This window comes from Gilliamella sp. ESL0232, from assembly GCF_013346885.1.
GTDB classification, from domain to species: Bacteria; Pseudomonadota; Gammaproteobacteria; order Enterobacterales; family Orbaceae; genus Gilliamella; species Gilliamella bombi.
On record NZ_JAAEDW010000008.1, the window covers coordinates 110733 to 131660 of the forward strand.

23 protein-coding genes and 1 pseudogene are annotated in these 20928 nt (G+C 32.9%); 15 read left to right on the forward strand and 9 right to left on the reverse strand.

The genetic code is table 11. The features are described from left to right. Positions 1-10 precede the first annotated feature (10 nt). The 7 genes from flgK to GYW75_RS09595 all read right to left on the reverse strand — a co-directional run bounded on the left by flgK (position 11) and on the right by GYW75_RS09595 (position 6478). On the reverse strand, positions 11-1654 hold the full coding sequence (flgK, locus tag GYW75_RS09565; protein WP_065609912.1) for a flagellar hook-associated protein FlgK: 1644 nt from the start codon (positions 1652-1654) through the stop codon (positions 11-13). 142 nt (positions 1655-1796) lie between these two features. Continuing rightward, a complete protein-coding gene (motB, locus tag GYW75_RS09570; RefSeq protein WP_065609914.1) occupies positions 1797-2690 on the reverse strand; it encodes a flagellar motor protein MotB in 894 nt (297 codons plus the stop codon). Further along, positions 2690-3577, reverse strand: a complete 888-nt coding sequence (gene motA / locus GYW75_RS09575) for a flagellar motor stator protein MotA (RefSeq protein WP_065609919.1) — start codon at positions 3575-3577, stop codon at positions 2690-2692. Before motA ends, motB begins: the two co-directional genes overlap by 1 nt. Before the next feature lie 51 nt (positions 3578-3628). After that, complete coding sequence (gene flhC, locus GYW75_RS09580; RefSeq protein ID WP_065609920.1) at positions 3629-4237, reverse strand: flagellar transcriptional regulator FlhC; 609 nt, start codon at positions 4235-4237, stop codon at positions 3629-3631. Positions 4238-4250: 13 nt separating this feature from the next. Beyond that, positions 4251-4580, reverse strand: a complete 330-nt coding sequence (flhD, locus tag GYW75_RS09585; RefSeq protein WP_034909475.1) for a flagellar transcriptional regulator FlhD — start codon at positions 4578-4580, stop codon at positions 4251-4253. A gap of 182 nt (positions 4581-4762) precedes the next feature. Beyond that, entirely contained in the window at positions 4763-5512 is a 750-nt protein-coding gene (locus GYW75_RS09590) for an RNA polymerase sigma factor FliA (RefSeq protein WP_238786462.1), read from the reverse strand. Between the two features lie 150 nt (positions 5513-5662). Then, entirely contained in the window at positions 5663-6478 is an 816-nt protein-coding gene (locus tag GYW75_RS09595) for a flagellin N-terminal helical domain-containing protein (RefSeq protein WP_174799235.1), read from the reverse strand. Between the two features lie 329 nt (positions 6479-6807). Here GYW75_RS09595 and fliD point away from each other — a divergent pair, with 329 nt between their 5' ends. The 3 genes from fliD to fliT are packed head-to-tail and all read left to right on the forward strand — an operon-like array spanning position 6808 to position 8991. Further along, positions 6808-8241 carry a flagellar filament capping protein FliD gene (fliD, locus tag GYW75_RS09600; RefSeq protein WP_174799236.1) on the forward strand — a complete coding sequence of 478 codons (1434 nt, stop codon included), beginning with the start codon at positions 6808-6810 and terminating at the stop codon, positions 8239-8241. A gap of 9 nt (positions 8242-8250) precedes the next feature. Further along, the gene (gene fliS / locus GYW75_RS09605) at positions 8251-8631 is read left to right on the forward strand and encodes a flagellar export chaperone FliS (RefSeq protein ID WP_065561657.1); all 381 of its coding nucleotides are present in this window, start codon (positions 8251-8253) and stop codon (positions 8629-8631) included. Positions 8632-8643: 12 nt separating this feature from the next. Next, a complete protein-coding gene (fliT, locus tag GYW75_RS09610) occupies positions 8644-8991 on the forward strand; it encodes a flagellar protein FliT (RefSeq protein WP_174799237.1) in 348 nt (115 codons plus the stop codon). A gap of 68 nt (positions 8992-9059) precedes the next feature. Here the strand turns inward: fliT and GYW75_RS09615 are convergent, their stop codons facing one another. Together GYW75_RS09615 and fliE are read right to left on the reverse strand one after the other, a co-directional pair. Further along, entirely contained in the window at positions 9060-10184 is a 1125-nt protein-coding gene (locus GYW75_RS09615) for a hypothetical protein (RefSeq protein ID WP_174799238.1), read from the reverse strand. Positions 10185-10467: 283 nt separating this feature from the next. Then, positions 10468-10776 carry a flagellar hook-basal body complex protein FliE gene (gene fliE / locus GYW75_RS09620; RefSeq protein ID WP_085164710.1) on the reverse strand — a complete coding sequence of 103 codons (309 nt, stop codon included), beginning with the start codon at positions 10774-10776 and terminating at the stop codon, positions 10468-10470. A gap of 175 nt (positions 10777-10951) precedes the next feature. Between fliE and fliF the strand changes: the two genes are divergently transcribed. The 12 genes and pseudogenes from fliF to fliQ all read left to right on the forward strand — a co-directional run bounded on the left by fliF (position 10952) and on the right by fliQ (position 20925). After that, on the forward strand, positions 10952-12691 hold the full coding sequence (gene fliF, locus GYW75_RS09625; RefSeq protein ID WP_174799239.1) for a flagellar basal-body MS-ring/collar protein FliF: 1740 nt from the start codon (positions 10952-10954) through the stop codon (positions 12689-12691). After that, positions 12688-13686: a flagellar motor switch protein FliG gene (gene fliG / locus GYW75_RS09630; protein ID WP_065605885.1), complete on the forward strand. Its 999-nt coding sequence runs from the start codon at positions 12688-12690 to the stop codon at positions 13684-13686. The genes fliF and fliG overlap by 4 nt, the downstream gene beginning before the upstream one ends. Continuing rightward, positions 13679-14449 carry a flagellar assembly protein FliH gene (locus tag GYW75_RS09635; RefSeq protein WP_174799240.1) on the forward strand — a complete coding sequence of 257 codons (771 nt, stop codon included), beginning with the start codon at positions 13679-13681 and terminating at the stop codon, positions 14447-14449. Before fliG ends, GYW75_RS09635 begins: the two co-directional genes overlap by 8 nt. Continuing rightward, positions 14445-15824 (forward strand): flagellar protein export ATPase FliI, encoded by a 1380-nt coding sequence (fliI, locus tag GYW75_RS09640; protein ID WP_174799253.1) that lies wholly within the window; start codon positions 14445-14447, stop codon positions 15822-15824. The genes GYW75_RS09635 and fliI overlap by 5 nt, the downstream gene beginning before the upstream one ends. A 12-nt stretch (positions 15825-15836) precedes the next feature. After that, positions 15837-16298 (forward strand): flagellar export protein FliJ, encoded by a 462-nt coding sequence (gene fliJ / locus GYW75_RS09645; RefSeq protein WP_174799241.1) that lies wholly within the window; start codon positions 15837-15839, stop codon positions 16296-16298. Further along, positions 16288-17391: a flagellar hook-length control protein FliK gene (locus GYW75_RS09650; protein WP_174799242.1), complete on the forward strand. Its 1104-nt coding sequence runs from the start codon at positions 16288-16290 to the stop codon at positions 17389-17391. The genes fliJ and GYW75_RS09650 overlap by 11 nt, the downstream gene beginning before the upstream one ends. A gap of 179 nt (positions 17392-17570) precedes the next feature. Beyond that, on the forward strand, positions 17571-18038 hold the full coding sequence (locus GYW75_RS09655) for a flagellar basal body-associated FliL family protein (RefSeq protein WP_174799243.1): 468 nt from the start codon (positions 17571-17573) through the stop codon (positions 18036-18038). A 5-nt stretch (positions 18039-18043) separates the two neighbouring features. After that, positions 18044-19093 (forward strand): flagellar motor switch protein FliM, encoded by a 1050-nt coding sequence (gene fliM, locus GYW75_RS09660; protein WP_174799244.1) that lies wholly within the window; start codon positions 18044-18046, stop codon positions 19091-19093. A 64-nt stretch (positions 19094-19157) separates the two neighbouring features. Then, positions 19158-19466, forward strand: a pseudogene (gene fliN, locus GYW75_RS09665) (flagellar motor switch protein FliN); the annotation flags it as partial. After that, entirely contained in the window at positions 19466-19903 is a 438-nt protein-coding gene (fliO, locus tag GYW75_RS09670) for a flagellar biosynthetic protein FliO (RefSeq protein WP_174799245.1), read from the forward strand. The pseudogene fliN and the gene fliO, both read left to right, overlap by 1 nt. 6 nt (positions 19904-19909) lie before the next feature. Then, positions 19910-20647 (forward strand): flagellar type III secretion system pore protein FliP, encoded by a 738-nt coding sequence (gene fliP, locus GYW75_RS09675; protein WP_174799246.1) that lies wholly within the window; start codon positions 19910-19912, stop codon positions 20645-20647. Between the two features lie 8 nt (positions 20648-20655). Next, entirely contained in the window at positions 20656-20925 is a 270-nt protein-coding gene (gene fliQ / locus GYW75_RS09680; RefSeq protein WP_085164693.1) for a flagellar biosynthesis protein FliQ, read from the forward strand. Positions 20926-20928 lie beyond the last annotated feature (3 nt).

Below are 20928 nucleotides of genomic sequence, written 5' to 3' on the forward strand. Positions count from 1 at the left end.
TATCCTTTAATCATTTAGTTAAACCTAAAATGGTATCAAATAGTGTTGTTGCCGCATCAATCACTTTGGCATTTGCTTGGTAATACTGCATATAAACCTGCATAGAGATATACTCTTCTTCAATATTAACCCCTGAAATCGATTGATTTTGTTCATAAATTTGCTGAGTTATATTTTTGCTTGATTGAGCAGAAATTTTTGCTGTTTGAGTTTCACTACCAATATAGTTAGTTAAGCGGGTATAAGCACTTTTTAATGTCGTTGTACCATTAACAAGTTTTTCATGTTGGATTTCTAATAATTTGGTTACATTGCGATTATCACCAGCACCATTTTCTTCATCGTTAATACCTGTTGCTAGTTTATTTACATCTTTCACTAGCAGTTGTAATGACGAAGCAATATCGGCAACTGGTTTTATGATAAACGAATCTCCATTAACCGCATTACCACTTATCTCAATGGTCAGTCCATCAAAAAACAATTTACCATCTTTGATTTCAGGAGTAATTAGCTGATGATCAGATAATCTTGTGACAATCCAGTTATTACCATCAAATTCTATTTTATAATCAGAAGCTTTTACTTCACTCAAAGCATTAAACTCAATTTTGGCTGAAGCATTACCTTGGTTTTTAGTATTTGTGACACAACTAGGATGATTGTAATCAAACAACTTTTCACCTTGATTACCATTAATATCAATACCCGACATATGCACTTCATTAAAACGTTCTGCTAAATTTAATGCAATTAAGCCTAGTTGATTGCGGGCTTCGGTTAATGGTCCATCACGAAAGGTTAATAAGCCGTGTAACGTACCTGATGTAATGTTTTGGCTTGTCAATTCTTGTGTTGCACCTGAAGGATGAGTATAAATAATAGTATTTAACGAAGGATCATCTGTTGAAGGTTGTACCGATAATAAGTTAATAGAAGAGCCTTGAACTAAATTTAAACCATTAGCAAGCGAAAGATTATATTGTCCATTTTGTTCAGTAACGGTAATGCCAATGATTTCGCTTAATTCATTGACTAACTGATCGCGTTGGTCAAGTAATGCATTAGGTTCGTTTCCACCGCCTACCGACTGTAGTTGTGATATTTTTTGGTTAAGTTCGGCAATTTGTTGAGTATAGGTATTAACTTTATCAACATTACTATTTAATTCAGTATTAACGTTGGCAATTTGGTTCTTTAAATTTGTTTCTGTTTTATTAAATTGGCTAGTTAAAGATGTCAGATCACTAATAACAGTTTGTTTTGTCGATGCATCACTAGCATTGGATGCAAGTTTATTTAAACTGGCAAAAAGATTATTAATTTGAGATGAAATACTATTGTCATTCTCTGCTAACAGATTATCTACTTTAGATAATTCATTATAATAAGCTTTGATAGAACCATTTTGTGATTGTGATTGCCGTAGTTGTCCTACAACAAAATTATTAAAAGCGCGATTAACAGATGATACACAAACACCGTTACCGACAAACCCAAAACTATGCTGAGTTCCATTTGCTTGGCGTAAAATTTGTTGTTGACGATTGTAACCAGTTGTATGAGCATTACTAATATTATTGCTTATTACATTCAGCATATTTTGTGCTGCATTTAACCCACTAATACCAGTATTCATTAATGAATTCGCCATAAAATCCTCTCAATATAGTTTGAGTTCATAATATCAATTAAAATAAGTCTTTTTTATATCGGGTTAAATTCACAAAACTTTAATAATTGTTGTGCGTGTTTTAAAAAAGTTTTCAAATAAATTCATTTTTTCAAAAATGAATTTATTCTGATTTGGTCTGTTGTGATTGTCTTAAAAAATCGGTTCCGGTCATGTTATTTTCTTCTTCAATATACTGTTGTGCTATTTTATTCAAAATTAAGATACTGATACGGCGATTAGCATCTTTACTGTAATTAGGATTGTTTAAATTCACTGTATCGGCAAGTGCAATAATTCGAATAATTTTATTTGAGTCTAATCCACCAGCTATAAGCTCTCTTCTTGATGAATTAGCTCTATCTGCCGATAGTTCCCAATTGCTATATCCTCTATCACCTGTTGTATATTGGCGTTCATCAGTATGGCCTGACAAGGTGATTTTATTTGGTAAGGAATTGATAATCGGCGCTAATGCATGCAAAATTTCTTGCATATTAGGATCAATGGTTGTACTACCAACATCAAACATGGGTTTATCATCTGAAGCTAAAATTTGAATCCGTAACCCCATTTCAGTTAATTCAATAATAAGATTAGGTGCTAATTTCTTTAGGCGTTCATCAATTTCAAAAATATCATAAATTTTACGTGCCGCTTCAATCATCTGTATTTTTTCAAGTTGCTGTTTCTCAACTTCATTTTGTGATTGGGTAAAATGATAGCTTTTTTCTTCACCAAGTTGTTTACTAACATCATCACCGCCACCAGGAATCGGACTTTCACTATCGCTAATATTTTTACCGCCATTGTAGCCAAGAATTAAAGGGGTTCTAAAGTATTCAGCAATACCTTTCAGTTCTTGAGGGGTAGATGTAGAAATTAACCACATGACTAAAAATAGTGCCATCATTGCGGTCATAAAGTCGGCATAGGCGATTTTCCACGAACCGCCATGATGTCCACCGCCATGTCCTGATTTTTTCTTTATAATTATTCTTACAGATTTATCTTTCATTATTCTTTATTTTCATTTTGATTAGATTTTTTGTCTTTAACTTCTTGTATGTATTTTTCTAATTCAAAGAATGATGGCCTTTCATGAGAAAATAACGTTTTTCGCCCAAATTCAATACAAATTTGTGGAGCATAATCATGCATACTGGCAATAAGTATTACTTTGGTACATTCTAGAACTTTCACTGTATCGGCGTTTCTTTGTTTTAATAAAGCAGCTAATGGCGAAACAAAACCATAAGCAAGCAAAATTCCTAAAAAAGTCCCAACCATAGCATGGGCGATAAGCTCACCGAGTTCACTTGCTGGTCTATCAGCTTGAGCAAGTGTATTAATTACGCCCATTACAGCAGCGACGATCCCAAATGCAGGTAGGCCATCACCAATTCCTGAAATGGCATCTACAGGTTTTTCAAGTTCGTGGACAAATGTTTCAATTTCTTCACTCATCAGTGTTTCTATTTCAAATACATCCATATTGCCACTAATCATAAGACGTAAGTAATCAGTGATAAAATCACAAATTCTTGGATTAGCTAAAATAAGTGGATATTGTTTAAATAATTCACTTTCATGCGGATTATCAATATCTGATTCAATTGATAGCCCTCCACTTTGGCGAATCTTCGTCAAAATGGTATACATAAAATTAATGAGTGTTAAATATAGATTCTTATTATATTTGGATGTTTTAAACAACTGACCTAAAGACTTAAGTGTGGCTTTTATTGTTTTTTGTTCATTACTAACAATAAAAGCGCCTATTGCAGCACCACCAATAATCAGCAATTCGAGTGGCTGAAATAGTACGGCTAAATAACCACCACTGAGTACATAGCCAAGTAGCGCCGAAGCGATCACTACGATATATCCTATAACTATTAGCATTGACTTTCTTCTTTCTCCATAAAATAACGGCTGAATTGCTTTAATATTTATTTAAGCAGTGATCTGTTTGGCAACTGATAAATTTAAATAACTTGGTTTCGATAACACTTTCATGCATTTTTCGTCGTTTTCTTTTTGTGTTTTATTATTCTTATCTGCCCTTGATGGCGGCTGACATAAACTGCAAGTAAAAGTATTTTGCGGATGATAAGCGTGTGTAATAAAACGTCCACGACATGTGTTACAACATGATTGTTGCATTATTTTCTTTTCGACAAATTTGACTAATATCCAAGCTCTGGTTAATCCTAAAACAGGTTTATCCTTATGTGATGAAAATTGGCATTGCTCTAAATAAAGTTGATAAGCTTTTAAGATAGTTTGAATGCCTGATTTTAGACCATTTTTAACTAAATAAGAGTATGCGTTATAAAAAATACTCGCATGGATATTAGGTTCCCATGTCATAAACCACGAGGTTGAAAACGGTAATAAACCTTTAGGTGGAGGACAGCCTTGAATCTCTTTATAAAGCTTGATAAGTTTATTTCGACTTAAGTTGGTTTCACTTTCCAGCATTTGAATTCTTCCACCTAGGGAAATCAATTTGATAGCGAGTTGAGTTTCCTCATATTTTTGAATAATACTTGTACTTGTCATCTTAGTTCCTTAGCTACTTATTGATTGAATCTAATAGCAAACTTGATAAAAGAATTCCTGTATGCATCTGTTTAATATCACCAATGCGAGATTCTTCAGTAAGTTTTTTCATCATTTCAGCATTTTCAAATCGCAACTGAAAAGTTAATTGATTTGTTTCTGATAGAATCAACATTTGAGATGTGTTTAAACGGCTAAGTATGTCAGCAGTTTCTTCGTCAATACCTAATCGATACATTGCCATAACTTTATCTTTTTCAATCATTTTCTGGCTTAATAGTAGTGTTGATAGATTCAAATGATGTATACATTTAAGAATATCGTCATCTAATAAATTTCCCAATTTAGTCACCAATTCATATTTGTTTTTGCTTCGTGTAAAAAAACGAATAACTAGTAAAATTAAACAGTATTAGTTTTTTTTTGCTTAAAATTACATTTTTAAATGCAAAAGGTCAATAAAAAAATAATTTCAATTATTTTTTCTTTTAATTACACTTTATTTTAATTGCCTTTTTATATTTTCTAAAAATTAACTTTACTTTGTATTCTTTTGATAGCTTGGCTATGTAATTGGCTTACTCTTGATTCGCTGATATTCATTACTTTACCAATCTCTTTTAAATTGAGATCTTCTTGGTAATAAAGCGATAAAACAAGTTTTTCCTTTTCAGGTAGTCTTTCTATTTGTTGAATAATTGTGTTACGAATTTCCTCATCTATTAGCGCTGAAAAAGGATTATTATCTTCATCACATTTAATAATGGTATCAATGTTATCACCCAGTTTTTTATGAATTTCATCATACGAACATATTTGGCTATTATTTGAATCTAATAAAATTTTTCGGTATTCGCTTATAGGTAATTCTAAGTATTTAGCAATCTGATAATCACTAGGGGGTGCACCTAACTTCTGTTCTAATTCATTAATTGCAGTTGTAACATCTCTAATTTTTTTACGAGTTTGTCTTGGTAACCAATCTCGGCTACGTAACTCATCAAGCATTGCACCTTTAATTCTTGGTATGGCAAATGTAGCAAAAGCACTGCCTTGAGATGAGTCATAACGTTTTATAGTGTCTAATAAACCGATATAGCCAACTTGTAATAAATCATCAAGCTCGACTGTTGCAGGTAAACGAACTGCTAATTTTAAAGCTTCATTACGTACCAAATGAATATATTGCTGCCAATCGATTTGGTGAATTACACCGCGTGAGTTATATAAGCTATCATCCATTTTTGAACCAATGTTAAAAAAAATGTCTAACATTATTATGACGATGGTTAGCAAATTTAATGGGTTGAATAAAGGGCTAAAAAATAGCTAATTATCATTATTAGCCATAACCGCATTATAAAATGCCGTTATGGCTATCATGACTATATGACAGAGTTAAAATAACTAAAAATCAAAATAGAATTATTGTAATAAAGAAAGTACAGATTGAGGTACTTGGTTAGCTTGTGCTAATACTGAAGTACCTGCTTGTTGTAAAATTTGACCTCGAGTCATGTTTGATACTTCTGTTGCATAATCCGCATCTTCAATACGGCTACGTGCAGAGCTTAAGTTATTTACAGTATTATTAATATTATTAACTGTTGATTCGAAACGGTTTTGTACAGCACCCAATTGACCACGTAATGCATCAATATTTGATAATGCCTCATCAATTGTTTTTAATGGATTTTCTGTTACATCTTCACCTGAAACTTTAAACCCCTTTAAGCCAAGTTCAGTACTATCAATTTTTTTCAAATGGATTTCAATGGTTTCGCCGTCATTTGCACCTACTTGAATTTTAAGTGTTTTATCTTCAGATAATACTTTAGAACCATTGAAATCAGTTTGGTTAGAAACACGATCAATCTCATCTAGACGTTGATCAATTTCATTTTGAATTGATACTAAATCACTTTCAGAGTTGGTACCATTTGCCGCTTGAACAGTTAATTCACGAATACGTTGTACGTTGTTGTTGATTTCGTTTAATGCACCTTCAGTAGTTTGTGCAAGTGAAATACCATCATTTGCATTACGAGCAGCTTGTGTTAATCCTTTGATGTTTGATGAAAAACGGTTAGCAATTGCTTGACCTGCTGCATCATCTTTAGCGCTATTAATACGCATACCTGATGAAAGGCGCTCAATAGAAGTACTAAGAACGCTTTGAGAATTGTTAAGGTTATTTTTTGCCATTAAAGACATTGTATTTGTATTAATTACTTGTGCCATTTTTATCTCCAATAATATAAATATTAAAATCAACAAGATATTTAAATTTAATTCAATATTCTTGCTGACAAATAACTTATCGGTAACAAAACAGGGAACTTTAATATTTTTGATGATTATTTTTTTATAGTAGCAGTTTAGTTGCAAATTAAAATAATATTATTAAATAAATCATAGTGTTATTTTTTTAGAAAATTCCCCAATGATTTTTTATTCAAAAAAATAGATTGTTATCAATTTATTAAATAAATATTTAAAAGAAGACTAAATTTTTTTAATTGTCAGCCGATATAAACAATATTGAATAATTGTTATAGGTAGATTAAATCATGGCAATGAGCGCATTAGGCATTGGTTCTGGAATCGATCTTAATGGTATTTTAGATCAACTAGAAGTGGCTGAAAAAACACGTTTAACCCCAATTACAACGCAACAAAAAGCAATTAATGCGAAAATTAGTGGTTTTGGTAAATTAAAAAGTGCATTAACAACATTTAATACTGCAACGGAAAAACTTCAAAAAAAAGAGCTTTTTCAAAGTCGAATAGCAACAGGAAATGACAATTATTTTTTGGTAAAAGCAAATAGCAAAGCAGCATTAGGTAATTATACAGTGACAGTTGATCAATTAGCGACATCTCATGGTATTGCTACATCGACGATCAATGATAAAAATGCTAAGTTAGGTAATGATAACCAAACACGAACTATTACGATTGAACAAGCTAATGGTCAAAAACTTGATGTAACCTTATCTCAGGATGAGACATCTTTGCAATCAATAGCAAATGCCATTAATAATGCCAAAGTTACTAATGAAGATGGAACAACCAGCCCTTCAACAATGAATGCTGCCATTATTCGTTCTGGAGCAGATGGTTATCAATTAGTCATCACATCGAAAGAAACAGGTGAACAACAAAGCATTACTTCTATTTCATCAGATGACGAAATGTTAAATAATGTTATTGGATTTGATATTAATCAATCCAGCAATAGTTATATGACTGAAGTTGCAAAAGCGCAAGATGCTAAATTTTCGTTTAATGGTATTGCCATAACTAGTAATTCTAATACTGTTAAAGATGTGGTTCAAGGTGTGGATATTACATTAAAACAGACCACAACAATTAGTCAGAATCTTGCTATAACAGCGGATAATGAAAAAGTGGAAGAAGCCATTAAAGAATGGGTCGAGGCATTTAATCAATTACAAACAACAATATCAACGTTAACAAAATTCACCACAGAAGAGACAAATTCAAAAGAACTAAACAGCAATAATGGTCCACTTATTGGGGATTCAACATTACGTAATATAGATCAAAGTATCCGCTCAATATTTGCTAAAGGACAAGACGGAGAATTTTCTGTTTTAGCTCAAATCGGCATTAACATGGACAAAAGTGGCATGTTAACGATTAAAGAAAACGAGCTACAAAAGGCACTGAGTGAAAACAGTGAAGCGGTGGCAATATTATTTACTGGTGATGGTAAAACAACGGGTATTGCTAATGAAATTTTTTCTAAAGTGAGTGGATTTATTGATAGTGATGGCATGATTGATTCAGCAACCAATGGCTTAAATTCTACCTTAAAATCATTAGATAAACGGCATGAACAAGTAAGCAGTTCTATTGAGCAAACTATTGAGCGTTACCGAGTTCAATTTACCAAATTGGATATTTTAATCAACTCATTAGATAGTATGAGTAATTATTTAACTACCCAATTTGATATGATGGCAAATTCAAAAAAATAGAGAATAGTAATGTATAAAATGGGATCTCATGCTTACGAGCAAGTGAATTTAGAAACACGTATTAGTCAAGCGTCTCCCCATCAATTGATTGTCTTATTATTTGATGGTGCACTTAACGCAATTAAATTGGCTAGCTTGTATATTCAAAAAGGCAATATTGTCGGTAAAGGTAACGCAATTTCTAAAGCGATTAATATTGTTGATAATGGTCTTAAAAGCTGTCTAGATTTAGAAAAAGGCGGTGAAATTGCCGAAAATTTAGATCGTTTATATCACTATATTAGCCAACAATTGTTATTAGCTAATTTACATAATGATCAAGAAAAACTGCAAACTTGTTACGATTTACTTAACAATATTGCTGAGTCGTGGCGTGAGATTGCTAAGTAAAAAAGGATGATTATGCAAGGAAATAACTTATTAGAACAATACGAACAATTCAACTATGTTGTGGAACAAATGTTGGTTAATGCACAGAATGGAAAATGGGACTTATTGTTGAGTTGGCAGGCAAAATACCTTCAATTATCGAAAGGTATTATGTTGGTTGATGATTTTGCAAAAATTGAAAACTTACCATTGCAACATCAAGACATGATTAGAATGTATATCAAAAATATACTTAGCTATCAGCAGCAGTTAACCCAATTAATGATTACTCGTCATTCTCAGCTTAGAGAGTTGATTGGTAAGCATGCCGATTATCAAACTAAAATTGGTAGCTATCAAAAAATTGCCTGTTTAATGTAAGTTTGTGGATTGCTTTGCTTGAATCTTATTTATCGATAGGAACCAACCAAGCATTCCGTTAAACAGCCTTAATCAATATTGCGATTTAAAATAATTAACTCTTTGTCTTTTGAGTGATTGTTTTCTTCTTTTCCGTAAAAAACAACAGTATAATTGGCATCTTTGGTTTTGACGATCTCACTAATGATTAATTCTTTTGTAGATAATTTAAAAACTTCTTTTGTGTGCAAGTTTATATAACAACCTACGGTTTCTTGATAAAAGGCTTCGATCACCTGATTATTTTGAATTGTAATCCAACCATTACCGATTTCATCAGTGAATCGAATAACAAACGTTTCTGCAGCAACTTTTATCGGTTCCCAAATAGAATAAATTAGCCTTTCCATATCAAACAATAAATTTTGTTCTATTTTTCCTTCGGGTGAAATATTGATTAAATAAAACTTACCTTTTTCATCAATACCTAAGATACTTGATGTATAAGTAAAACTTAAATTCAATACGCAAGTTAGAAAAAAACGTTTTCCTATGTTTATATTTCTTGATTGTAAATCGCTCCCCATTTCATCAATTTGACGATGTAACCAACCATTGTCAACACAAGCAAGTAGATGTATTTGATTATTCAAAGAATCAATAAAAAGTTTGTTATGTTTTGGAAGCGGAATTTTATTGGTATAGGTTTTTTTTATATCATCATTTTTAAATTCAACTGCAATCAATTTATCTGGTTTTGTCTCTGAAAAAAGATCAACATAATGGAAAATAGAAAAATCATGACATATCCCCTTAAAATCGCCGACAATAGGACGTTTGGGCTTTGGATAGGTGATATTTTCTCTATCAAATAATGGAAGCATAATATCTAAATCTTTATCTGGATGGTATACATTAATAGACACATAATACTTACCAGTAGGGCTGACAAAAAATTGGGGGGTAATGCCATCTGATTCATGATAATAATGCGTGTTTTTTTTATCCAGATCAATTACGACATATATAACTTTATAATCATCCCCGTTTTGCGGATAAAAATTAGCAGCAATAACAAGCTTCTCTTGATAACAAATAGCCTCAGTTATAGAAAAACCATCAAGCGATGTTGTCAGAACAATGAGTTGCCCTAATGTTGGGTAATTGAGATGCTGTTCATTTAAAGAAATATTGGTTTTTTTTAGTGTTATCATTTTGGATTTTTAATACATTTCATTGGTTGTTTTTATTAAATGACGGCATTATGTCGTTATTTTTTTTAATAGTACAGTAAAAATGGTAAAGTTTTCTGAGCCATCAGTTGATAACAAAAATAATATATTTAGTAGGGCAACAAGCATCAAAAATATGACCGATGCTTATTTTAAACTTGAATCGTGTGATGAGTTGATTATCGCATTTAGACCAGAATTAATAGTTATCTGTAAAAGTAAAATGCAAAATTTAGAATATAGGAATTGTATTCGATGTCATTAATTAAACATTCATATTCATAATTTCTTGATAAGCAGCAACTAGTTTATTGCGTACTTGAATACCAAACTGCAATGAAACCGATGACTTTTGCATATTAACCATGACTTCATTCAATGAAATATTTGTATCTCCCATTTCAAAAGCTTTTGCTTCATTATTTGCCTGTATTTGTATTTGACTGATGTTATCTAAAGCGGTTTTTAATTCTGAAACAAAGTTTTTATCTGCAAAATGCGTTTTTGGAGATATTGACGTTGATTTATTTAAATCAGTTAGCTCAATTGGATTGAATGTATTGATTGTATTCATTTTGATAACTGCTTTTTAGCTCTTTTGTTACTGTATGGCTAAATTTAACATATAAATAAAAAAACAAAGGGTATAAGTAAGGGAAAAAGTGCACGCTTTTCTCGCCATTGAATTTTTTAAATACATGGATAATAACGAACAGAGTTAATCTAAATAGTTTAGAGTCAGGGTGCCAATGGCTAGTCAAACAGTCAATAATAAAGGTGAATCAATATTAAATAAGTTGCCTTTTATAAATCAACTAAAACAAAACACCAAAATGGCATTGTTAATTGCAGCTGTAATTATAATAGCCATTATTAGTTTTATTTATTTATGGGCTAAAGATGAGTCTTATGCAGTTTTATTCAGTAATTTAAATGATAAAGATGGTGGTGAAATTATTAGCCAACTTGATAAGATGAATATTCCTTATCAATTTTCGTCTTCTGGTTCCACAATCTTAATTCCGCAAGATAAAGTTTACGATACCCGATTACGTATTGCTCAGCAGGGTTTACCAAAAGGTGGGGCAGTTGGTTTTGAATTGCTCGACAAAGAAAGTTTTGGTATGAGCCAATTCAATGAACAAATAAATTATCAACGAGCTTTAGAAGGCGAATTATCCCGAACAATATCCATCATCAGTAGTATTGATGATGCTAGAGTGCATTTAGCAATGCCTAAACCTTCTTTATTTGTCAGGGAAAGGAAATCTCCTTCTGCATCGGTGGCATTAACGTTATTTCCTGGGCGCTCATTATCACAAGGTCAAATCGATGCCATTATCCATTTAATTTCTAGTAGTGTGCCAGAATTACAAGCAGATAAAGTGACCATTATCGATCAGCATGGTCACCTGTTAACTGGTGAAGGTTATCGTGATAGAAACACAAATGTCGCTCAACTCGAATTTGGTGAGCGAATTGAAAATAATATTCGTGAGCGAGTAGAAAAAATCATCACCCCAATTTTGGGTAAAAATAATGTCAAGGTGCAAGTGAATGCTGATATTGATTTCAGTCGACAAGAATCGACATTAGAAACTTATGATCCTAATAGTGATATTGCTAATCAAACTATTCGCAGTAAGCAACAAGTAGAAAATCGTCAATCATCTAAAAGCTATGGTGTAGGTGGTGTGCCAGGAGCGTTGTCTAATCAACCTGTACCTGCATCTAGCGCGCCAATCGATGAACAAGAATCGACTGAAAAACACGATAAGCAAGGAAATTACAGCTTGCAATCAAATAATACCGTTAATTTTGAAGTAAATAGAAAGGTTATACACAGTCAAATACCTGAAGGTCGTATTAAACGTTTATCGGTTGCTGTTTTGGTGAATTATAAATTCGTTACAACCGAGCCAGATAATGTTAAATCTGAAGATGTTGACAGTGACAATGACAATGACAATGACAATGACAATGACAAGTCATCTTCCATAACTGAACAATGGGTAAAACTAGATAGTGATGAACTGAAAAATATTGAAGCATTAGCCCGTCAGGCAATGGGGTTTTCTGATTTACGTGGTGATAGCTTGACTGTTGCAAATTTGAAATTTACCGATCAAACACTTGATGACAACGATAATATGGCATTTTGGAAAACTCCTGAATTTTATGATTCTGCTAAAACAGTAATTAAGTATCTAATTTATATTATTATTTTATGGTTTGCGTGGCGTAAGGTTTTACGTTCGGTATGGATAAAATTACAACGTAAATTCTTTATTGATAATGGAGAATCATTAGTTTCTCAATCTACCGTAGACGATAAGTTAGATTATAAAGCTCACAGTAAACAACAGCAAAAAATATTTGAAGATAATACGCAACAACAACAGCATATACGGAAAATTGTTGAAAAAGAACCGCGTGTAATGGCACTAATTATTCGTAATTGGATAAATAAGGAGGACACTGAGCAATGATATTAAGTGAATCTCAAAAAGTAGCTGCGATTTTAATGGTGTTAGGTGAAGGGTTAGCGGCACAAGTTATGCAACATCTTAACCATAAAGAAGTGCAACAAATTAGTAGTGCGATGATGTCATTACCTCAATTTTCGCAAGAACAGTTGAAAGGTATACTTAATGAGTGCCAAGTTGCTCTTGAAGAATGCGCTGTTTTAAATACCGATCCAGATGGTTACTTACGTTCAATATTGGGTCGATCTCTTGGTAGTGAAAAAGCCGAACGTTTACTGGATGAATTATTAGATACAGGAAAAGAAGAAGCAACCGATGGTCTTGAAATGCTCAACTATGTTGATGCTACAAGAGCAGTTGATTTGGTCAAAAAAGAACATCCACAAATTATTGCAACTATTTTAGTTCATCTAAATCGTGATTTAGCGGCAGAAATTCTAAATCTATTTGATGATGAATTACGAAACGATGTCATGTTACGTATTGCAACTTTTGGAGGAGTAGAGCCTTCTGCACTTCAATTACTCTCAACTTCATTATCGACTTTACTACATGGTCAAAATATCAAACTTAATAATCTTGGTGGTATACGTACTGCAGCAGAAATTATTAACTTAATGAAAACACAGCAAGAAGAGCAAGTTATTAATGCATTGCGTGATTATGATGGAGAGTTAACCCAAAAAATTATTGATGAAATGTTCTTGTTTGAAAATCTTGTCGAAGTGGATGATAGAAGTATTCAACGCTTACTTAAAGAGGTCGATAATGAAATATTAATAATTGCGTTGAAAGGTGCATCAGTTGAATTACGAGAAAAACTATTGAGTAACATGTCACAGCGAGCGGCATCTATCTTACGTGAAGATTTAGAAAATCGACCTCCTGTGCGTTTATCTCAAGTTGAAACCGAACAGAAAAAAATATTGGCTATTGCTCGTCGATTAGCAGAAAGTGGTGAAGTGATCCTAAGTAGCGGTGATGATGAATATGTGTAATCGGCCAGATAGATTAAATTGGGAACCATTAAGTTTTCAAGATTTCTCTTTACCCGAATTACCGAAATTAAGTAAAAATGAAGTTGCTATAAATGTTGAAACTGATGAGCCTGAAACAGAACTAACTGCTACCGAGATAGATAATGTTGTAATTGAACCAGAGTTAAATCAGGCACAACAGTTAGAGCAATTAAAAGAAGAGGTAAAAAAACAGGCTTATCAGGACGGTTTTAATTTAGGTCAACAAGAAGGTTTCAATGTAGGTAAACAGGCTGGTTATGATGAAGGATATCAAATTGGTGAGCAAGAAGGGCGCCAGTTCATTGAACAACAACTTAATGAAGAAAAATTAAATGCCGTTCAAGCTATAGCTAATTTAATAACCAATTTTCAAAATTCGATCAACGAAATTGATGAATTAATTGTTCCTAAACTGCTTGATTTAGCATTGATTGCTGCGCAAAAAACAATAGGCACGATACCAAAAGCTAAGCAAAAACAGCTTATATATACCATAAAAACATTAGTTGAACAGTGCTCAGTTTTGTCTGAACCTATTGCATTGCACCTAAATCCAGCTGATTTACTGTGGTTAGAACCCATGCTGAATGATGAAATCAGTCAACATCATTGGCAATTTATTGCCGATCCTAACGTAGAACAGGGTGGATGCAAGATATTTACCGAAACTAATGAAATTGATGCAAATATCGAGCAACACTGGCAAATAATGTCTGATAGCCTAAAAGAGGACAATCATTAACGTGAGATATTCTGCAAAGTGGCTAAATAAAATTGACCAAGCTACACAACAACTTGAATCACTATCACTAATTCGCCAATATGGAAGATTGGTCAAAGCGTCGGGACTTGTGCTAGAAGCTATTGGACTAAAGTTACCTTTGGGATCTAACTGCTTGGTTGAACGACAAACCGATGGTCGAATTGAACCTGTTGAGTGTGAGGTAGTTGGATTTAGTGATAAAACACTTTATTTAATGCCATTTGAATCAACTGACGGTATTTTATTAGGGGCTCGAGTCTATACTAAGCAATATGATCTAACACATTTTAACCATAAAGTATTACCTATGGGAATGGGATTATTAGGTCGAGTGGTTGATGCTATGGGAAATCCCTTGGATGATAAACCATTACCTGAGCATATTGAGTATGCTGGATTAGCCAATAAATCCCTCAATCCACTACAACGGACTCCTGTTCATCAGGTTCTTGATGTTGGTGTTAGAGCTATAAATGCCTTGCTAACCGTTGGCAAAGGGCAACGAATGGGCTTATTTGCTGGATCAGGGGTTGGTAAAAGTGTCTTACTAGGCATGATGGCTCGTTATACGCAAGCGGATATTATTGTTGTCGGTTTGATTGGTGAACGAGGTCGAGAAGTTAAAGACTTTATCGAAAATATTTTAGGTGAAGAAGGATTGGCTCGAGCGGTTGTTATAGCAGCACCAGCGGATGTTTCGCCATTATTACGCTTACAAGGAGCGGCATATGCAACAAAAATTGCTGAAAACTTTCGTGATAAAGGCTTTAACGTTTTATTGATTATGGACTCTTTAACTCGTTATGCTATGGCACAACGAGAGATTGCTTTAGCAATTGGTGAACCCCCAGCAACTAAAGGTTATCCTCCATCAGTCTTTGCAAAGTTACCCGCATTAGTTGAAAGAGCTGGCAATGATGAAGAAGGGAAAGGCTCAATTACTGCATTTTATACGGTATTAACCGAAGGTGATGATCAACAAGATCCGATTGCAGATTCGGCCCGAGCAATTTTAGATGGACACATTGTTTTATCTCGATCTCTTGCTGAATCAGGACATTATCCAGCTATTGATATTGAGGCTTCAATCAGTCGCGTAATGACAGATCTTACTGCCCCTGAAGATGAAAAAAAATCTAGATTATTTAAACAATTATTTTCAAGTTTTCAACGAAACCGTGATTTGATTAATGTTGGTGCTTATGTATCTGGCACAGATCCATTATTAGACAGAGCAATAACGCTATATCCTGCTATGCAAAAATTTTTACAACAAGGTATTAATGAACATTGCTGTTATCAAGACGCTTATCAACAATTAGCGGCCATTGTTGAGCCACAATTAGCTCGTTAGGGAAATATCATAATGAATAAAAATCCTTCGCAACTTGCATTTTCAACATTAAAAAAATTGGCGCAAAAGTCGGTAGACGATAACTTGATAAAACTAAAAAAAGCAAATGAAAATCATCAAAATGCACAATCACAGCTAAATGTTTTAAATAATTATTATGTTGAATATCAACAAAAATTAAATAATGCCTTATTTGAAGGTATTAAAGGTAGCGAGTTAAACAATTTTAAATCGTTTATTGCTTCAATTGAACAAGGTATTGAGCAACAAAAAAAACTATTGTTATCGTTAGATATTAAACAAAAGCAAATTACAAATCAGCTTAATCAATTACAAAAAAGCTTAAACACATATACCACACTATTAAATAAGCAGTATAACCAATATTTGCAACGACAAAATCGGTTACAGCAAAAACTGACAGATGAATTTGCGCAGTTACAATTAGCAAGGAGAGTATTAAATGAATGTTAATCTTATCAATGGATTGAACCCTACTGTTTCTCATCAATCAGATCTTGTTGAAACCGATTTAACGAATAATGGTAATGATTGCTTTCAACAATTATTACAACAAAGTGAAAATCAAACCGAACATAATAAAAAAACAGTTAATGCCAAATTAAAAGGTATTGATGATGCGCAAGAAGATAATGATCATAATGTTGAAATGTTAATTACGGAAATTTATCCCTTTAATATACAAACACCAATAGCACAAGATAGTGATATAAAAATAGATCAAAATACTGAAACATTAAATGTTAATTTATTCGGTGGATCATCAGAAGTGGTAATCGATGAGCAAGCAACGCAGTTACTTACTTCTATTTATGACAGTGAAGATTTAATTAATAAAGTAACATCACAAACAGGAATAAAAACTAAACCTGTGGATAAAGGAATGACAAATATTAAAGATAATATTAATAATTTTGCTAATTCAAAAAATGAATCGCATAAAGCTAGTGAATTTATGCAGAAAGTAGTGATGAATCAAGTCCAATTAATAAATAATTACGATGATGAAGGACAAATGGCTACTAATCAAGAACCATTTTTGTTAACCAACACCAATGGACAAAACCAGCTATTATCACAAACTAGTATTAGCGCAAGATCAGCGACAATAAATTTATCTACACAAAATATTATGCAGTGGCAAACTTCATTAACTGAACAAATTATTATGTTTAATCGTCAAGGTATTCAAACTGCCGAAATAAAATTACATCCACAAGAGTTAGGCTCAATGTACATTAAGCTTGCAATGAATGATGATAAAATGAATCTTCATATGATGGCTGCACATAGTGCTGTTAAAGGTATGTTAGAATCGGCTTTACCTTTTTTAAGAACATCATTAGAAGATCAAGGTATTACACTAGAGCAAACAAATATCGGTGATTTTTCAATGATGAATGATTCAAAACAATCTGATACACCGCAACAAACAAAAAGCAATCAAACCCAGAAAGTCGTATCACTTGATGTAATAGACGATAGTATTGAGCAATCTCTAGTTGAAAGTCGATCAATTAAATCTAGACTTAGTATATTTGCTTAACTAATAAGATTATTATTTTTTGAGCAATTTTATGTTTTAAATCAATTGAAACGTTTAAATAGGTAATGTTTTGTTGCCTATTCTTCAAATCAATTTAAAAAATATGATTTATTATTCTTGTAACTATACCTAATTAATGGGTTATAAATCTTTTTAAATTTATAGAGACAAGAATAAATATGCCTACCACGAAAAAAAAAGTAAGTGTTTTAAATCTGATTCTTATTCTTATTACGTTGTTAGCGATAAGTGTTGCGGCCTATTTGTGGTTTCAAAATCACTCACAAAGTACAACTAAAGCACAAGAAGAACCCGAAGTTACGTCACCGGTATTTTTAACATTAAAACCGTTTACTATTTCATTACCTGTCTCAGAAGATAATATCGAAACTAATAAAATTATTTATATTGGAATAGTTTTGCGTATTGCCGATGAAAACCAAAGAACAGTGCTATTAGATTATTTACCTGAAGTAAGAAGTGACGTACTACTTTTAACTTCAAAACAGCATGTTAACAAACTAAAGCAAGAATCGGGGAAGATCGATTTACAAGAGCAGATAAAAACTACCTTATCAAGACAATATGATGCAAAACATTGGGTAAAAGTTGATGAAGTTCTATTTACTGATTTTATTATACGGTGATTATTATGCCCGATAAGATAGAGCCCACAACAGATTTAAATGAAAATAGTGCTGCAGAACAACTATCTGATAGTTTTGTTAACGATGGTGACGATAGCAGTATTGATGCTTCTTCTTTTTCGTTACCTTCTGGTAAAAAGGTTGATGTTAAACCTTATGATTTATCGGTAAAACATCGTTTTATTCCTGAACGATTAACCGCATTAGAAATCATTAATGAACGTTTTGCTCGTCAGTTTAGAATTGGGCTATTTAATCGATTGCGTCGCAATGCCGATGTAGTTGCATCGCATATTGAACCACAAACATTTGAGGAATTTTCTAATATTTCATCAGAAAACCATTTAAATTTAGTTCATCTTAACCCATTAAGAGGTTCAAGCTTATTTTCATTTTCGCCTGAATTAGTCTTTATTATCGTTGATTCATTATTTGGGGGAGACGGGCATACAACTAAAATAAAAACACAAGGACGAGAATTTACCCACACCGAACAGCAAATCATAAAACGAGTATTAGAATTAGCATTAGTTATTTATCAAAATGCATGGGCTGATGTATACCCAATTGAAACTGAATATATTCGCTCTGAAATGCAAAGCAAATTTACCAACATTACCAGTTCGCCTGATGATGTTGTGCTAACAACAAACTTCAAAGTCGAAGTGGGTCATAGCAAAGCGACATTTTGCATTTGTATCCCTTATTCTATGGTTGAACCAATCAAAGAGTTGCTAATAAAGCCACCTATCGAAGAACAGACTTATCAAGACGATAATATCTGGATGAGTTCATTAACCACTGGAATTAAACAATCATCTGTCGAATTAGTTGCCAATTTTACCCATATTCATACAACCGTTGAAAAACTGTTAGCGTTAAAAGTTGATGATATTTTAACAATTGAAAAACCAACAAATATAGATGTAACAGTTGGTGGTGTACCGGTATTAAAAGGCCATTACGGTAAAGTAAATAAACAGTATGCAATTCAAGTAGAACAGGTCATTAATCCTGTGATAGAACAACTGAATGAGGGAGTGTTCAATGACTGACATTATACCAAATAACGGCGAAGACCAAGAAGAAAAAGTAATGAGTGATGAACTCATCACTAAAGAGGCTATTTTTGAAACATTATCTCCTCAACAAACAAAAGATAAAAAGCAAGATATTAATCTTATATTAGATATACCTGTTGATTTAAGCGTTGAACTTGGTCGAACAAAAATAGCTATTAAAGATCTATTAAATCTAACCCAAGGTTCGGTAATTGCATTAGATGGGCTTGCAGGAGAACCATTAGATATATTAATTAACGGTTATTTAATAGCTCAAGGCGAAATTGTGGTAGTTGGCGATAACTATGGTGTACGTATCACCGATATTATTACTCCATCAGAGCGTGTAAGAAGATTAAGCCGTTAATGACAATAAAGCAACCTAATTTGATTCAACCTACGGTTGGTGCAACCAATACTAATACCTTATCGCCATCGTCTTCTGATTTAAATATTTATACTGAAATTGGATCGTCAATGGGATTAACGCTTATTGTGATCATCGGTTTTATTTTATTGCTAGGATGGCTCGCAAAACGAATGGGTTGGAAAAAAACGACCGAACAATGGATTGATGTCAAAGCCACATATAACATTAATCCTAAAGAACGTATTATGGTTATTCACGTTGATAACCAATTATTAGTGGTAGGTGTTACTCCTCAACAAATGACATTGTTACATACTATCAATGAAGAAAGAACCAAAGTGTTACTTTCGCAAAATGGAGCAGATAAAAATCTTACGAAAATTAACTCATTTCAACAGATATTACAATCCGCTTTAAAAGTGAAAAAGGAGTAACAACAAGTGCGATTAAATTTAACTATTTTGCTAAGTTTATTGCTATTTAGCTTATCTAGCCATGCTGAAACTTCATCTTTAACTAACATAAATCAGTCCCTAACAGGTGGGCAAAATTGGTCGTTACCAGTTGAAACATTAGTCTTTTTAACATTGCTCACTTTTATACCAGCAATATTATTATTGATGACCAGCTTTACACGAATCATCATTGTGTTAGGTCTGTTGCGTAATGCCCTAGGTACGCAATCAGCACCGCCGAATCAAGTTATTTTGGGAATTTCGCTTTTTATGACATTTTTTATTATGTCGCCAGTCATTGATAAAATTTATCAAGAAGCGTATATGCCATATTCACAAAATCAAATCACCATGCAAGAAGGATTAACAAAAGCAACTAAACCATTACAAGAATTTATGCTTACCCAAACGCGAGAAAATGACCTAGCGTTATTTGTTAACATGTCTCACCAAAACGACATTCAAACACGGGAAGACGTTCCTTTAAAAGTATTAGTTCCTGCTTTTGTGGTGAGTGAATTAAAAACAGCGTTTCAAATTGGTTTTACAATTTTTATTCCATTCTTAGTAATTGATCTAGTGGTAGCAAGCACGCTTATGGCATTAGGAATGATGATGGTGCCACCAGCGACAGTATCATTACCATTCAAATTAATGTTATTTGTCTTGGCAGATGGTTGGCATTTATTACTTGGATCATTAGCACAAAGCTTTTTTAGTTGAGTCGCACTATGTCATCTGAATATATCAGCACGTTAGCCATACAAGCGATAAAAGTTTCGGCATCATTAGCTGGACCGTTATTATTAGCCGCATTAGTAACAGGGTTAATCATTAGTTTATTACAAGCTGCGACGCAAATTAACGAAATGACATTATCATTTATTCCCAAGATCATAGTGGTCATTGTGGTTTTAATAATATTGGGGCCATCAATGCTATCAACCATGATCGACTATATCCAAACCGTTATTACAGATATTCCTAACTTAACCCGTTAAATG

Excerpts from the sequence above, each read along its gene's own strand:
- flgK (WP_065609912.1), bottom strand. The coding sequence starts at position 1,654 with ATGGCGAATTCATTAATGAATACTGGTATTAGTGGGTTAAATGCAGCA.
- motB (WP_065609914.1), bottom strand. The coding sequence starts at position 2,690 with ATGAAAGATAAATCTGTAAGAATAATTATAAAGAAAAAATCAGGACAT.
- motA (WP_065609919.1), bottom strand. The coding sequence starts at position 3,577 with ATGCTAATAGTTATAGGATATATCGTAGTGATCGCTTCGGCGCTACTT.
- flhC (WP_065609920.1), bottom strand. The coding sequence starts at position 4,237 with ATGACAAGTACAAGTATTATTCAAAAATATGAGGAAACTCAACTCGCT.
- GYW75_RS09590 (WP_238786462.1), bottom strand. The coding sequence starts at position 5,512 with ATGTTAGACATTTTTTTTAACATTGGTTCAAAAATGGATGATAGCTTA.
- GYW75_RS09595 (WP_174799235.1), bottom strand. The coding sequence starts at position 6,478 with ATGGCACAAGTAATTAATACAAATACAATGTCTTTAATGGCAAAAAAT.
- fliD (WP_174799236.1), top strand. The coding sequence starts at position 6,808 with ATGGCAATGAGCGCATTAGGCATTGGTTCTGGAATCGATCTTAATGGT.
- fliS (WP_065561657.1), top strand. The coding sequence starts at position 8,251 with ATGTATAAAATGGGATCTCATGCTTACGAGCAAGTGAATTTAGAAACA.
- fliT (WP_174799237.1), top strand. The coding sequence starts at position 8,644 with ATGCAAGGAAATAACTTATTAGAACAATACGAACAATTCAACTATGTT.
- GYW75_RS09615 (WP_174799238.1), bottom strand. The coding sequence starts at position 10,184 with ATGATAACACTAAAAAAAACCAATATTTCTTTAAATGAACAGCATCTC.
- fliE (WP_085164710.1), bottom strand. The coding sequence starts at position 10,776 with ATGAATACAATCAATACATTCAATCCAATTGAGCTAACTGATTTAAAT.
- fliF (WP_174799239.1), top strand. The coding sequence starts at position 10,952 with ATGGCTAGTCAAACAGTCAATAATAAAGGTGAATCAATATTAAATAAG.
- fliG (WP_065605885.1), top strand. The coding sequence starts at position 12,688 with ATGATATTAAGTGAATCTCAAAAAGTAGCTGCGATTTTAATGGTGTTA.
- GYW75_RS09635 (WP_174799240.1), top strand. The coding sequence starts at position 13,679 with ATGTGTAATCGGCCAGATAGATTAAATTGGGAACCATTAAGTTTTCAA.
- fliJ (WP_174799241.1), top strand. The coding sequence starts at position 15,837 with ATGAATAAAAATCCTTCGCAACTTGCATTTTCAACATTAAAAAAATTG.
- GYW75_RS09650 (WP_174799242.1), top strand. The coding sequence starts at position 16,288 with ATGAATGTTAATCTTATCAATGGATTGAACCCTACTGTTTCTCATCAA.
- GYW75_RS09655 (WP_174799243.1), top strand. The coding sequence starts at position 17,571 with ATGCCTACCACGAAAAAAAAAGTAAGTGTTTTAAATCTGATTCTTATT.
- fliM (WP_174799244.1), top strand. The coding sequence starts at position 18,044 with ATGCCCGATAAGATAGAGCCCACAACAGATTTAAATGAAAATAGTGCT.
- fliO (WP_174799245.1), top strand. The coding sequence starts at position 19,466 with ATGACAATAAAGCAACCTAATTTGATTCAACCTACGGTTGGTGCAACC.
- fliQ (WP_085164693.1), top strand. The coding sequence starts at position 20,656 with ATGTCATCTGAATATATCAGCACGTTAGCCATACAAGCGATAAAAGTT.